General features: G+C 66.3%; 11 protein-coding genes. 6 read left to right on the top strand and 5 right to left on the bottom strand.

What is annotated here, in order from left to right; translation table 11 throughout:
- Positions 1-56 precede the first annotated feature (56 nt).
- Together BTJ49_RS07005 and BTJ49_RS07000 are read right to left on the bottom strand one after the other, a co-directional pair.
- A complete protein-coding gene (locus BTJ49_RS07005; RefSeq protein WP_113065078.1) occupies positions 57-1067 on the bottom strand; it encodes an SIS domain-containing protein in 1011 nt (336 codons plus the stop codon).
- A 100-nt stretch (positions 1068-1167) separates the two neighbouring features.
- Positions 1168-1914, bottom strand: coding sequence for a GntR family transcriptional regulator (locus BTJ49_RS07000; RefSeq protein WP_113064680.1), 747 nt, complete (start codon positions 1912-1914; stop codon positions 1168-1170).
- Between the two features lie 133 nt (positions 1915-2047).
- On the opposite strand from BTJ49_RS07000, the gene zwf reads away from it, so the two are divergent.
- The 4 genes from zwf to BTJ49_RS06980 all read left to right on the top strand — a co-directional run bounded on the left by zwf (position 2048) and on the right by BTJ49_RS06980 (position 6855).
- Positions 2048-3529, top strand: coding sequence for a glucose-6-phosphate dehydrogenase (gene zwf, locus BTJ49_RS06995; RefSeq protein WP_113064679.1), 1482 nt, complete (start codon positions 2048-2050; stop codon positions 3527-3529).
- 6 nt (positions 3530-3535) lie between these two features.
- The gene (gene pgl / locus BTJ49_RS06990) at positions 3536-4270 is read left to right on the top strand and encodes a 6-phosphogluconolactonase (RefSeq protein WP_113064678.1); all 735 of its coding nucleotides are present in this window, start codon (positions 3536-3538) and stop codon (positions 4268-4270) included.
- Positions 4271-4333: 63 nt separating this feature from the next.
- Complete coding sequence (gene edd / locus BTJ49_RS06985; protein ID WP_113064677.1) at positions 4334-6178, top strand: phosphogluconate dehydratase; 1845 nt, start codon at positions 4334-4336, stop codon at positions 6176-6178.
- Positions 6178-6855 carry a bifunctional 4-hydroxy-2-oxoglutarate aldolase/2-dehydro-3-deoxy-phosphogluconate aldolase gene (locus BTJ49_RS06980; protein ID WP_343125523.1) on the top strand — a complete coding sequence of 226 codons (678 nt, stop codon included), beginning with the start codon at positions 6178-6180 and terminating at the stop codon, positions 6853-6855. The genes edd and BTJ49_RS06980 overlap by 1 nt, the downstream gene beginning before the upstream one ends.
- 57 nt (positions 6856-6912) lie before the next feature.
- Here the strand turns inward: BTJ49_RS06980 and BTJ49_RS06975 are convergent, their stop codons facing one another.
- The 3 genes from BTJ49_RS06975 to BTJ49_RS06965 all read right to left on the bottom strand — a co-directional run bounded on the left by BTJ49_RS06975 (position 6913) and on the right by BTJ49_RS06965 (position 9612).
- On the bottom strand, positions 6913-7137 hold the full coding sequence (locus BTJ49_RS06975) for a hypothetical protein (protein ID WP_146742292.1): 225 nt from the start codon (positions 7135-7137) through the stop codon (positions 6913-6915).
- A gap of 74 nt (positions 7138-7211) precedes the next feature.
- On the bottom strand, positions 7212-8240 hold the full coding sequence (locus BTJ49_RS06970) for a LacI family DNA-binding transcriptional regulator (RefSeq protein ID WP_113064675.1): 1029 nt from the start codon (positions 8238-8240) through the stop codon (positions 7212-7214).
- Between the two features lie 64 nt (positions 8241-8304).
- A complete protein-coding gene (locus BTJ49_RS06965) occupies positions 8305-9612 on the bottom strand; it encodes a sugar MFS transporter (protein ID WP_113065076.1) in 1308 nt (435 codons plus the stop codon).
- Between the two features lie 361 nt (positions 9613-9973).
- On the opposite strand from BTJ49_RS06965, the gene glk reads away from it, so the two are divergent.
- Together glk and BTJ49_RS06955 are read left to right on the top strand one after the other, a co-directional pair.
- Positions 9974-10999, top strand: a complete 1026-nt coding sequence (glk, locus tag BTJ49_RS06960; RefSeq protein ID WP_343125522.1) for a glucokinase — start codon at positions 9974-9976, stop codon at positions 10997-10999.
- A gap of 94 nt (positions 11000-11093) precedes the next feature.
- Positions 11094-13847 carry a TonB-dependent receptor gene (locus BTJ49_RS06955; protein ID WP_113064673.1) on the top strand — a complete coding sequence of 918 codons (2754 nt, stop codon included), beginning with the start codon at positions 11094-11096 and terminating at the stop codon, positions 13845-13847.
- Positions 13848-13933: the final 86 nt, after the last annotated feature.

The raw sequence follows: 13933 nt of genomic DNA, 5'->3' as shown, positions 1-13933 counted from the left end.
CTGGAACGGTGTGGGGAGGGACGGATGCGGGCCGGCGCCGGGGATGCGCCGACCGATCAGACGGTTTCGGTGACCTTGTTGAGGTACGGCGGCACGTCCGGGTCGTACCCGCGCGCCATGGACAACGCATTGGCCGCGCGATAGAAGCTCTGCACCGCCAGCAGCGGCGCGCACAGCGGATCGGCAGCGGGCACGATCGGCAAGGCATCGTCGTGGCGGTCGCCCGGCGCGGCGGTCCAGACCCGCGCGCCGCGCTCGCGGAATTCACGCGCCACGTCCAGCGCGCCGCGTAGCGTGCCGTCGTCCTGCGCCAGCATGAGCATCGGGAAATCGGCGCCGACCAGCGCCATCGGACCGTGCTTGACCTCGGCGGTGCTGAAGGCCTCGGCATGCAGGCAGCAGGTCTCCTTGAACTTCAAGGCCGATTCCTGCGCCGCGCCGTAGCCGTAGCCGCGCCCGAGCACGAACAGATTGCGGGCATCGCGCAGTCCTTCGACCAGCGGCGACCAGTCCTGCCGGAACGCCCTGCCCATGGCATCGGGCAGCGCAGTCAGTGCATCGTGCAGGGCCGCGTTGGCGCTCCAGTGCGCGGTGATGTGGAGGATCGCGGATAGCGTGCCCAGATAGCTCTTGGTCGCGGCGACGCTGCGTTCGGGACCGGCGCGCAGGGGAATCACCGTGTCGGCGATCTCCGCCAACGGCGAGTCCTCGACGTTGACCAGCGCGACCACGTGCGCGCCGGCCGAACGCGCCGCCTCGGCGTTGCGCAGCAGGTCCGGGCTCTTGCCCGATTGCGAGATGGCCACGAACAGCGCATCGCGAAGCTGCTGCGGTGCAGCGTATACCGACTCGACCGAGGGCGAGGCCGACGCGGTAACCAGACCGAGCCGCGTCTCGAACGCGTACTTGGCGAAGGTTGCTGCATGATCGGAGCTGCCCCGCGCACAGGTCACGATGAAGCGCGGCGGCGCAGCGCGTAGGCGCGTCGCCAGTTCGCGCACCACGGCGTCATTCTCGGCCAGCTGGCGCTCGATCACGCGCGGCGCCTCGGCGGCTTCCTGGTGCATCAAAGTCTGTTGCGGATTCGCGGCTTGCTCGTTCACGGCATCGATGTCCTCGATTCGGGCGCGCAGATGCGCGCGGCGACGCAGGCGGGCGTCGACGGATTCATGATTCGCCCTGCAGTTCGGCGACGAAGTCGTAGGCATCGCCGCGGTACCAGGAGCGCGTGTACTCGACCAAGCGGCCGTCGGCAATGAAGGTGCGTCGTTCCAGCGCCAGACCGGCGCTGCCTTCGGGCACATCCAGCAGACGCGCCTGTTCGGCGTTGAAATTCACCGCGCGCAGGCGCTGCAGCGCGCGCACCGGACGGCAGCCGAGTTTCTCGAGCACTTCGTAGAGCGAGTCCTCGATCATCTCGGGATCGTTGACGATGTCGTGCGGAATGGCGCTACGCTCCACCGCCAGCGGTTCGTCCGAGCCGTAGCGCAGGCGGTACAGCCGCACCACCAGCGCGCCCGGCGAGAGATTGAGCGCCATGGCCTCTTCCGGCGTGACCTCGCCGACCTCGCGCTCCATGAACACCGAACGCGGATTCAACCCGCGCGCGCGAAGATCGCCGGTGAAGCTGGTCAGTTTCGACAGCGGCTTGACGATGCGCTCGGCGACGAACGTGCCCGCGCCGTGGCGCTGAGTCAGCACACCATCCTCGACCAGTCCGGCCAACGCCTTGCGCACGGTGACACGGGACAGTTCCAACTGACGCGCCAATTCACGCTCGCTCGGCAACGCGTGGCCGGGGCCGAGCGCACCGCGTTCGACACTGGTGCGAATCGCACGGCGCAGGCGCAGATACGCCGGGGCGTGCGTGTCCTCGGCCTGACGCCGGTATTCATCGAGCAGAGCGCTTTCCATGCCAACCAAAATACCAGTGCAATACCAATCAAGCAACTGGTACGGCATGTAACCGTAACCAATCCGTAACTTGCATCAAAGTGGTTTTGTAGTGGTATGCTAATCGCATGCATTCTTCCCACGAGGCGACTTCGTGAGCACCCATGCCAAGCCCGTTGCGGCCTTCGACCTGGTGATCTTCGGTGGAACCGGCGATCTGGCCATGCGCAAGCTGCTGCCCGCCCTGTTCCGCCGCTTTGCCGACGAGCAGATTCCCCTGCAGAGTCGCATCCTCGGCGTGGCCCGCGAGGACCAGGCCGACGGCGAATATCGCGACCGCGTGCGCGAGGCGCTGGAGAAAGCGGTCGGCGGCGACGACGCCCTCGGCGCGAAGATCGACGACTTCCTGGAACTGGTCAGCTACCACCCGCTGGACGCCACCAGCGACGACGGCTGGGACGACTTCGCACGCGAGCTGACCCGCATCGACGACCACGTGCGGGTGTTCTACCTGTCCACCAGTCCGCGCATCTTCGTCGACATCTGCGAACGCCTGCGCCAGCACGGCCTGAACGGCGATGGCGCACGCGTGGTCATCGAGAAGCCGATCGGCCACGATCTCGCCAGCGCGACCGAGATCAACGATGCCGTCGGCGCCGTGTTCGCGGAGAACCAGATCTTCCGCATCGACCACTACCTGGGCAAGGAAACGGTGCAGAACCTGCTGGCGCTGCGCTTCGCCAATGTCTTGTTCGAGCCGCTGTGGAATGCCGCGCACATCGACCATGTGCAGATCACCGTGGCCGAGACCGTCGGCGTCGAGCAGCGCGGCCCGTACTACGACACCGCCGGCGCACTGCGCGACATGGTGCAGAACCACTTGCTGCAGCTGCTGTGCATGGTAGCCATGGAGCCGCCCGCCTCGCTGGATTCGGATGCGGTGCGCGACGAGAAGCTCAAGGTCCTGCACACACTGAAACCGATCAATGCGGAGAACGCCGCCCAGACCACCGTCCGCGGCCAGTACCGCGCCGGCGCAGCCAACGGCGGCTCGGCGCCGGGCTACCTCGAGGACCTGGGCCAGCCATCCTCCGACACCGAGACCTTCGTCGCGCTGAAGGCCCAGGTCTGCAACTGGCGCTGGGCCGGCGTGCCGTTCTACCTGCGCACGGGCAAGCGCATGCCCGACCGCGTGTCGGAGATTGTCATCCATTTCCGCGACATCCCCTACTCCATCTTCGAAGCCGGCAGCGGGGCGATCCGAGCCAACAAGCTGGTGCTACGCCTGCAGCCGGACGAAGGCGTGAAGCTGTGGCTGATGGCCAAGTACCCCGGCCCCGGCGGCCTGCGTCTGCAGGCGGTGCCGCTGGACATGAGCTTCGCCGAGGCCTTCGGCGTGCAGCAGCCGGACGCGTATGAGCGCCTGCTGCTGGACGTGGTACGCGGCAATCTGACCCTGTTCATGCGCCGCGACGAGGTCGAGGCCGCATGGCGCTGGATCGACCCGATCCTGGCGGCCTGGGAAAACAGCAACAATTCGCCGCGTCCGTACGCCGCCGGCACCTGGGGACCGAGCGCATCGGTCGCCCTGATCGAGCGCGACGGACGCACCTGGCACGACGGAGACGGACAGTAGACCGCGATGAACACACACTCGCCGACACCGGATGCCACGCCCCCTGAGGGGAGCGCTGCCCTGTCGTGGCACACCAGCGAGCATGCCGAACAGCTGGCCCAGGCGCTGGCCGAAACCGTGGCGCGTGACCTGCGCGTCGCCATCGACGCGCGCGGCCAAGCCGGCATGGCGCTGTCTGGCGGCAGCACGCCGAAACGCTTCATGGAGCAGCTCGCGCGCTGCGCGCTGGATTGGAGCAAGGTCGTCGTGACCCTGGTCGACGAACGCTGGGTGCCGCCGGAACATCCGCGCTCCAATGCCGGCCTGCTGCGCAAGCACCTGCTGCACGGACCGGCGGCCCAGGCGCAGTTCGTGCCGCTGTATGCACACGCACCGACGCCGGAGAACGGCCTGCCGCGCGTGGCGACTCGCCTCGACGCGCTGGACCTGCCGCTGGACGTGGTCGTGCTCGGCATGGGCGAGGACGGCCATACCGCCTCCTTCTTCCCCGAAGGCGATCACCTGCGCCAGGCGCTGGACCCGAACGGCTCCGCGCGGGTGCTGCCCATGCGTGCACCCGGCGCAGACGAACCGCGCATCACTCTGAGCCTGCCCGTCCTGGTCCAGGCGCGCGCCCTCTACCTGCTGATCGAGGGCGACGCCAAGCGCCGCGTGCTGGAACAGGCCATGGATGACGCGGAGCTGCCGATCGGCGCTGTGCTGCAGCACGCGCCCGACCTGCAGACCTACTGGTGCCCCTGACCCGATACCGAACCGCGCGCCGCACCGCCGACGCTGCGCGACACGCATGAAATGAGACACGCCATGAACCTGCATCCCGTTCTTCAAGAAGTCACTGAACGCATCGCCGAACGCAGCCGTCCCGGCCGCGCCGCCTACCTGGCACGTATCGACGCCGCGCGCGACAACGGCCCGAAACGCCGCCACCTTTCCTGCGGCAATCTCGCCCACGGTTTCGCCGCCTGCGGCACGCAGGACAAGGACGCGCTGCGCGGCGACGCCTCGCCCAACATCGGCATCGTTACCGCCTACAACGACATGCTGTCGGCGCATCAGCCGTACGAGCGCTATCCCGAACTGATCCGCCGCTTGGCGCGCGAAGCCGGCGCCACCGCACAGGTCGCCGGCGGCGTGCCGGCCATGTGCGACGGCATCACCCAGGGCCAGGCCGGCATGGAGTTGAGCCTGTTCTCGCGCGACGTGATCGCGCTCTCCGCCGCGGTGGCGCTTTCGCACGACATGTTCGACGCCGGCCTGTACCTGGGCATCTGCGACAAGATCGTGCCCGGCCTGCTGATCGCCGCATTGAGCTTCGGCCACTTGCCGGCGATCTTCGTGCCGTCCGGCCCGATGCCCAGCGGCCTGCCCAACGAGGAGAAATCCAAGGTCCGCCAGCAGTTCGCCGAGGGCAAAGCCACGCGCGAGCAGCTACTGGAGGCCGAGGCGAAGTCCTACCATTCGCCCGGCACCTGCACCTTCTACGGCACCGCCAATTCCAACCAGATGCTGATGGAGATGATGGGCCTGCACCTGCCCGGCTCCAGCTTCGTCAATCCGGACACGCCGCTGCGCGATGCTCTGACCGCCGCCACCGTGCAGCGCGCCGTTGCCATCAGCGCGCTGGGCGAGGACTACACGCCCGCCGGCCGCGTCATCGACGAGCGCAGCATCGTCAACGGCATCATCGGCCTCAACGCGACGGGCGGTTCGACCAACCACCTGCTGCACCTGGTCGCCATCGCCGCGGCCGCCGGCATCACGTTGACACTGGAAGACTTCGACGCCATCTCGCGCGTCACGCCGCTGCTGGCGCGCGTGTACCCGAACGGCTACGCCGACGTGAATCACTTCCACAGCGCCGGCGGCATGCCATTCCTGATCGGCTCGCTGCTCGACGCCGGCCTGCTGCACGAGGACGTCACCACCGTCTGGGGCGGCGGCATGCAGGCCTACCGCAAGATGCCGCAGCTCGACGCCGACGGCGAGCTGAACTGGGTCGATCCGGGCCAGAGCGGCAACGCCAACATCCTGCGCCCGGCCAGCGAGCCGTTCCAGGCCGACGGCGGGCTGCGTGTGCTGCAGGGCAATCTCGGACGCTCGGTCATCAAGGTGTCCTCGGTGCCCGAGGACCGCCACGTGATCGAGGCGCCGGCAGTGATCTTCCACGACCAGAACGACGTGCGCGCCGCCTTCGAGCGCGGCGAGCTGGACCGCGACTTCGTCGCCGTGGTCCGCTTCCAGGGTCCGCGCGCCATCGGCATGCCGGAACTGCACAAGCTGACGCCGACGCTGGGCGTGCTGCAGGGCCGCGGCCACCGCGTGGCGCTGGTCACGGACGGGCGCATGTCCGGTGCGTCGGGCAAGATTCCGGCCGCCATCCATGTCAGCCCGGAAGCGGTCGACGCCGGCCCGCTGGGCAAGGTACGCGACGGCGACATGATTCGCCTCGACGCCGACGCCGGCACGCTCGACGCGCTGGTCGACGCCGACGAGTGGAACGCGCGCGACTTCGCGCATGCCGACCTGTCGACCAGCCACAGCGGCCTCGGCCGCGAGCTGTTCGCACTAATGCGCAACGCCGTCGGCTCGGCCGACGCCGGCGCAGGCGTGTTCGGCGCGCCCGATGCGCATCACGCCGCCGACGCCTGATGCCCATTCCGATTTCGACACGACACGACGCCATGACCATGAACAACCGCATCGCCCAGCTCGAAGCCACCCTCACCCTCGGCCCCGTGGTGCCAGTAGTGGTGATCGAGGACGCCGCCCAAGCCGTGCCGCTGGCGCGCGCACTGGTCGCCGGCGGCGCACCGGCCATCGAAGTCACACTGCGCACGCCGGCGGCGCTCGACGCCATCCGCGCCATCGCCGCCGAAGTCGAAGGCGCGCACGTCGGCGCCGGCACCATCCTGAATCCCGCTGACCTGGACAACGCCGTCCAAGCCGGCGCCACTTTCATCGTCTCGCCCGGCAGCACACCCGCGTTGCTCGATGCCGCCGAGGAGCAGTCCGTCCCCCTGCTCCCCGGCGCCGCCAGCGCCAGCGAGGCGATGATTCTTCTCGAACGCGGCTACACACTGCAGAAATTCTTCCCCGCCGAAGCCGCCGGCGGCACGGCGATGCTGCGCTCGCTCGGCGGCCCGCTGCCGGGCATCCGCTTCTGCCCCACCGGCGGCGTCAGCACGAAGAACGCCCGCGACTACCTGTCGCTGTCCAACGTGATCTGTGTCGGCGGCTCCTGGCTGACCCCACGCGGCCTCGTCGCCGCCGGCGACTGGAACGCCATCGAGCAGCTGGCGCGCGAAGCCACCGCGCTGCGCGCGTGACCCACAACGCCTGAGTTCGGGCGCGTCGCGTAGCGGCGCCCCGGCCCGAAGAAGACGTCAGACCAGCGGCTCGAGATCGTCGGGAAACGCTCGACCCGCCTCCCATTCGCTGCCCGCAAAATCGCTGCTCTTCAGCCGCCGACGCCATGCCCGGTTCAGTTGTGCGTACACGTGCCCCAGGTCGATGCGCAGCTCGGACTCGCCGTACTCGGGGTCCGAAGAAATCTCCTTGATGAGCTCACCGAGATGCTCATGTGCATCCGTCAGTTCGTACAGAAACATGGCCCACGCAACGGGATCATCCCGACGATTGATCATGCCTCTGCCTGCTGCTGCGTGATCAATGCGAAACGGGATTACTTGCGCGGCCGCGGCGGCGCCGTGGAGCCACGTACCACCAGCTCGGGACTGAAGCCCTCATTGTGCACCTCGAAGCGGCCGTTCTTCTGCAACTGCGCGATCAGCAGACGCGTGGCGTGCTGCGCGATCTCGTCGGTGGCCTGCCGCGCCGTGGTCAGCGCCGGCCAGGACTGCTTGGAAAACGGACTGTCCTCGAAGCCCGCAATCGACAGATCGTAGGGCACGTCCATGCCCGCCGACTTCGCCGCCGCCAGCACACCGGCCGCGATCTCGTCGTTGGAACCGAAGATCGCCGTCGGCGGCTCCTTCAGCGCCAGCAGCTTGCGCGCGCCGCGGAAACCGTCGTCGAAGGAATAGTCGCCCTTCACGACCAGCTTTCTGTCCTGCTCGATGCCGTAGTCCTTCAGCGCATCGGCGTAGCCCTTGTAGCGCTCCGGACTGGAACGATGCTCCTCGCCACCCCAGAGGAAGCCGATGCGGGTGTGCCCGAGCTGGATCAGATGTTCGGTAATGTCGTAGGCCGCATCGCGGTCGTCGATGAACACGCACGGATAGCCATCGTCCGGATCTTCGGCGGCCGACAGAATGCGCACGAAGTGCACCCCAGCCTTGGCCAGATGGCGAATCAGTTTCGGGTCTTCCGACATCGGCGGCGCCAGCACCAGCCCCGCCAGGCGCGAGCGATGCGCCAAATCCGTCAGTTCCTGCGCCAGCTTCGGCGCGGTGGAGTCGCAGGGATGAATCTGCAGGCCGAAACCCATCTCGCGACACACCGACAACGCGCCGTTCTGCACCGCGATGATGTAGTACGGATTCGGGTTGTCGTAGACCAGCCCCAACGCGAAGTTGCGCGCACCGCGAAGGCTGCGCGCGGACAGGTCCGGCTGATAGTTCAGCTCCTCGATGGCCTTTTGCACGCGCGCCCGCGTGTCGTCCTGGACCGACGCTTCGTGGTTGATCACGCGCGAAACCGTCTTCAGCGAGACCCCGGCGCGTTCGGCAACGTCTTTGATGGTGGCTGGCACCCGGACTCCTTATCGATGGTGATCGGAACACTGCCCCCGAGGTCGGAACAGTGCCAGACGCAGTTTACTGCATGGTGTCCGCGGCCAACACGGAGGCCGTCTCCTGCTGGCCGACGCGATGCCCGCGCAGGCCGTAGAACAGGATGTACAGATACCCCGGCACCATCACCAGCAGGAATGCCAACTGGAAGTCGATGTGCTCCTTCAGATGCACGAAGACCTGCGGAATCAGCGCGCCGCCCATGATGCCCATGATGAGCAGCGCCGAGCCGAACTCGGTGTGGCTGCCCAGCCGCTTGATCGCCAGCGGGAAGATCGCCGGCCACATCATCGCGTTGGCGAAGCCCAGCGCGGCGACGAAAGCCACCGACGCATAGCCCTGCGTCGCATAGGCGCCGAAGGCGAACAGCACGCCCAGCACCGCCGACACGGCCAGATAGCTCTGCTGCGAGATGAAGCGCGGGATCAGCACCAGTCCGGCCACGTAGCCGACCAGCATCGCCAGCATGGTGAACGAGGTGAAGTGCTTGACCGCATCCAGCGGCAGCCCCAGCGCCTGTCCGTAGATGCCAATGGCGTCGCCGGCCATCACCTCCATGCCGACGTAAATGAACAGGCACAGCACGCCCAACCACAGATGCGGGAAGCTGAAGATGCTGCGGCCGGCATGCGCCGCGTCCTCGCGGTTGTCGCCGGATGGCTTGATCTCCGGTAGCGACGAACGCACCACCCAGATCGCCAGCACGGCCATGATCGCAGCCATCACCATGTACGGCCAGTACACGCGCGACACGAACGCATCAAGCATCCGTGCGGCATCCTGCGGCGTCGGCGCGGCCTTCACCTTGGCTTCGAAGTCACCGATGCCACTGAGCACGAGCGCACCAAACACCAGCGGCGCGAGCGCGCCCGCGACCTTGTTGCAGATGCCCATGATCGCCACGCGCTGCGCCGCGCTGTCGATAGGGCCGAGAATGCTGACGTAGGGATTGGAAGCGGTCTGCAGCAGGGACAGGCCCGCGCCGATCACGAACAACCCCACCAGCGCACCCGGATACATGCGCCAGTCGATGAACTGACCGAACAGCACCGCGCCGATCGCCATCACGAACAGCCCGAGCGCCATGCCCCGCTTCATGCCAGTGCGCTTGAGCACCGCCGCGCCGGGCAGCGCCCAGACGAAATACGACACGTAGAACGCCACCGGAATCAGGAACGCGCTGACGTCGTCCAGATTGAAAGCCAGCTTCACGAAGATCGTCAGCGGCCCGTTGAGCCAGGTGACGAAACCGAAGATGAAGAACAGCACGCCGATGATGAACATCGACATCGCGTAATGGCTGCCGCGGCCGCCCTGGACATTGCCCGTCATGAAATGCACTCCCCTCCCACGATCGGAATGTCCGATCTAGCCGCATCAGGATTAACGTTGTCATCGTGCGCCGTCAAGTGCTTTCGCCCTTCGAACGCGAAGAGCGGATCACTCCGTCGAACCCGACATGCCACGAAAACCCTTTCATGACTGGCCATGACCGGCAAAGCGAGCCTGATCCAGAGCGAAACCAGTCTGCTGAGCGAAACCGAATGATACGCATCATCCCGCTGGGAAGCCCGACTTCATGACTCTCGAAGCACATGCTTGACAACGTTGTCATCATTCCGCAACACTCGGCCCACTCCGCGCATCATCAGCGATACGCGGCACACGCAAAGAGTCACGGGGAGGACATCGCGTGGGGCAATTTGCAAGCCAGCCGGTCATGCCAGCGGTGGACAACGCCGCCCGGGCCTTCATCGCGGCAGACGTCGGCGGCACCCATGCACGCATCGGCCTGGTGCGCGGCGGCAGCGAAAGCGGCCGTGTCGCCGTACTGGACTACCGCAAGTACGTCTGCGCCGAGCACGAGAGTCTCGACGCCATCCTGCGCGACTTCCTGTCGCGCCATGAGGATGCGGCGATCACGCACGGCGCCCTCGCCTGCGCCGGCTACGCCATCGACGGCGTCGTGGTCAACGACAACCTGCCGTGGCGAGTCGAAGTGAATGAACTGCGCGATGCGCTGGGCCTCGCCGACCTCTCGCTGATCAACGATTTCGAAGCCGTCGCCTACGCCACGCAGTACATCGAGCCATCGGCGACGCTGGCCCTGACCGACGCGCCGCTGCCCGAAAAAACCGGCCCGCAAGTCGTCGTGGGGCCGGGCACCGGACTGGGCTCGGCCGCCATCCTTCCGATGCAGCCCCAGCCGCTGGTGCTGCCCACGGAGGCCGGCCAGATTGCTCTGGCGCCGCGCGGAGAACTGGAGATCGGGATCCTCGGCGTGATGGAAAGCCGGTATCGCCACGTCTCCTACGAACATGTGCTGTCCGGCCCCGGCCTGTTGCGCCTCTATCAGGCGCTGTGCACGCTGCGCGCGATGCCCTGCAGACTGGAACGGCCCGAACAGATCACCGAGGCGGCGCTGCAAGGCAGCGATGACGAAGCAAGGCAGACGCTGGACGTGTTCTGCGCCCTGCTCGGCAGCTTCGTCGGCGACCTCGCCATGCTCTACGGCGCCAGCGGCGGCATCTGGCTGGCCGGCGGCATCCTGCCGCAGATCCGCAGTTATCTGGCACGCAGCACCTTCGTTGAACGCTTTCTCGACAAGGGCCGCATGCGCGCGTTCCTGCAACGCGTGCCGATTCGTTTGATGGAGCACGGCCAGCTCGGCGTCATCGGTGCCGCCGGCTGGTATCTCGATCACCAGGACGGGGGCTGAGCACCGGGTTCGTCCACTTGATTGGGACCGGCCGCGGAGACAGCCGTCGCGGGGGTCCGACAAAGCAGCAAAAAAACCACTTGGAGGGGAGATCATGAACCAGCGCAAGACCATCCTATCGGCGAGCATCCTGACGGCGCTGCTGCTGTCCGGACCCGCCCTGGCCCAGAACAGCGGTGCGCAGGGGGCGCAGACCGATGCATCGAGCCAGAGTGCGCAGCAGAAAGCCAAGAAGCACATCCAGGAGCTGCAGGCCGTCACGGTCGTCGGTATCCGCGATTCGGAAGCCGAGTCGCTGAACCTGAAGCGCGATGCCGTCTCCCACGTCGACGTGGTCACCGCCGAGGACATCGGCAAGCTGCCGGCGAAGAACGTCGCCGACACGCTGCAGCGCCTACCCGGCGTGAACATCAGCTCGGCCAGCGCCAGCGAGGGCGGCTTCGACGAGAATGATCGCGTCAGCCTGCGCGGCACCAACCCGAGCATGACCCAGACGCTGGTCAACGGCCATACCGTCGGTACCGGCGACTGGTTCGTGCTGAGCCAGACCCAGACCGTCGGCCGCAGCGTCAGCTACAGCCTGCTGCCGGCCGAAATCGTCAGCGAAGTCGTGGTGCACAAGAGCTCCGAGGCCAAACTGCAGGAAGGCGGCAGCGCCGGCACGGTCAACATCATCACCCGCACGCCGCTGCTGTTCGACAAGCCGGTCACCGTGCAGGCGTCCGTCGGCGGCGTGTATTCGGACCTGCCGGGCAAGACCAAGCCGCAGTTCAACGGCCTGTTCAACTGGAAGAACAGCGACAACACCTTCGGCATCATGGCGCAGGCGTTCTACGAGGAACGCAGTCTGGAACGCCAGGGACAGGAAGTGGTCGGCGGCTATAGCCAGATCGCGCCCGATTCGCAGGTCGCCATGGACCATCCCGACCTCGCCGGCGTGTACTACCCGAACCTGATCGGCGCCGTGCTGTTCACGCAGAAGCGCCAGCGCAAGGGCGGCAGCATCGACATCGAGTGGAAGGCCAGCGACAACCTGAGCTTCAACCTCAACGGCTTCTATACCAAGCTCAAAGCCGACAACTACAACCGCAACTACATGATGTGGGCCAGCCAGTTCGTGCCCAGCGGCGCAGGACTGGCCAACGGCTACGTGGTCAAGAACAACGTGCTGCAGCAGGCCTACTTCGGACCGACCGGCAGCACGGTGCCGTACGGCGTCTACGACCAGATCTCGCGTCCCGGTGCATCCTCGAAGTCGAACTACCTGACCCTGGACGCCACCTGGAAAGCCAGCGAGAACCTGACCTTCAAGGGCCAGGTCGGCACCACCCACGGCGAAGGTTCCAGCCCGACCCAGGACGTGATCGAACTGGGCACGCAGGCCGGCGCCGGCGCCGCCTGGGGTATGCAGGGACTAGGCAAGCCGATCAACTGGACACTCGGTGGCGACAACAGCTCGCCTTCCGGCATCCTGCCCTCGGCTGGCTGGATCTTCGGTGAGAACGGCATCAACGCCAAGGACAAGGAGAATTGGGGCCAGATCGACGGCTCCCTGTACTTCGACGACGGCACCCTGTCCTCGCTGGACTTCGGCGTGCGCTATGCCGACCACACCCGCGAGAACCTGCGCAGCATCGCCCAGGGACCGAAGGGCGATTGGCAGAATCTGGCCAACTATCCAACCTCGTGGTCCAACTATCCGAGCGACTTCGGCAGTGACCTGGGCGGCATCCATCCGAACAACATCTGGTTCTACTCGCCGGCGCAGCTGGCCGCGTTCGACGCCAAGTACGCCAACCGCGATCCGGTCGCCCGCTTCTATTTCAACGACATCTACAAGGTCAACGAGAAGGACGGCGCGGCCTATCTGCAGGCCAACTTCCAGGGTGACCGCTGGAGCGGCAATGTCGGCGTGCGCTACGTGCACACCAAGGAGAACATCAGCTACAGCAGCACCAGCCCGCAGGAAGCGGACGTCACCGGGCCGATCACCGGCTCGCTGTTCGGCGACTACTACTGGAACACGTACAAGGGCAGCTACAACAAGTTCCTGCCCAGCGCCAACCTGAAGTTCAACATGACCGACAATCTGCTGGCGCGCTTCGCCGTATCGCAGACCATGACCCGTCCTGACTATTCAGCGCTGGCCGGTTTCGTCTCGCTCGACGACCTGACCCACACCGGCAGCGGCGGCAACCCGCATCTGAAGCCGTTGATCTCGACCAACTTCGACGCCGCGCTGGAGTGGTACTTCGCGCCGCGCGGCCTGCTGTCGGCCGGCGTGTACAACATGTCGCTCAAGAACTACGTGAACTTCGGCACCGAGTCGCGCACGTACAAGGACATGCTGGCGAGCAACACCGCCGGACAGGATGTCTACAGCACCTACCTGGTCAGCGTGCCGCACAACGTCGACGGCAACGTGAAGGGCGTCGAACTCAATTACCAGCAGCCAATCGGCAAGTACTTCGGCTTCGCCGCCAACTACACCTACGCGGCGGCCCACACCGGCAACGGCAAGCCGCTGCAGGGCACCTCGAAGAACACCGCCAACGTGTCGGGCTACTTCGAGAACGACGTCTTCAATGCGCGCCTGAGCTACACCTACCGTTCGTCGTTCTATGACGGCGTCAGCCGCACCGACGCCTACTACCAGAGCGGCGTAGGCACGCTTTCGGCCTCGCTCGGGTACACCATCAACCAGTGGCTGTCGCTATCGCTGGATGCGATGAACCTGAACAACCCGAAGCTGAAGTACTACACCGTCAACGACGCCTACGGGAAGCAGCCGTACGCGTTCTACGTCAACGGTCGCCAGTACTACCTCAACCTCCGTTTCAAGTTCTGAGGCATCGTGACCTCCCCCGCGGGCCCGGACATGCATGCCGGGCCCGTCTTTTTCTTCAGTGCCGGCGGCCGTTCACGCCGCCGGCC

The sequence above is a fragment of the Oleiagrimonas sp. MCCC 1A03011 genome, assembly GCF_003267965.1.
GTDB lineage: Bacteria > Pseudomonadota > Gammaproteobacteria > Xanthomonadales > Rhodanobacteraceae > Oleiagrimonas > Oleiagrimonas citrea.
This window is presented reverse-complemented; position numbering and strand designations above follow the sequence as displayed.

Excerpts from the sequence above, each read along its gene's own strand:
- pgl (WP_113064678.1), top strand. The coding sequence starts at position 3,536 with ATGAACACACACTCGCCGACACCGGATGCCACGCCCCCTGAGGGGAGC.
- BTJ49_RS07005 (WP_113065078.1), bottom strand. The coding sequence starts at position 1,067 with ATGCACCAGGAAGCCGCCGAGGCGCCGCGCGTGATCGAGCGCCAGCTG.
- BTJ49_RS06965 (WP_113065076.1), bottom strand. The coding sequence starts at position 9,612 with ATGACGGGCAATGTCCAGGGCGGCCGCGGCAGCCATTACGCGATGTCG.
- BTJ49_RS07000 (WP_113064680.1), bottom strand. The coding sequence starts at position 1,914 with ATGGAAAGCGCTCTGCTCGATGAATACCGGCGTCAGGCCGAGGACACG.
- edd (WP_113064677.1), top strand. The coding sequence starts at position 4,334 with ATGAACCTGCATCCCGTTCTTCAAGAAGTCACTGAACGCATCGCCGAA.
- BTJ49_RS06975 (WP_146742292.1), bottom strand. The coding sequence starts at position 7,137 with ATGTTTCTGTACGAACTGACGGATGCACATGAGCATCTCGGTGAGCTC.
- BTJ49_RS06980 (WP_343125523.1), top strand. The coding sequence starts at position 6,178 with ATGCCCATTCCGATTTCGACACGACACGACGCCATGACCATGAACAAC.
- BTJ49_RS06955 (WP_113064673.1), top strand. The coding sequence starts at position 11,094 with ATGAACCAGCGCAAGACCATCCTATCGGCGAGCATCCTGACGGCGCTG.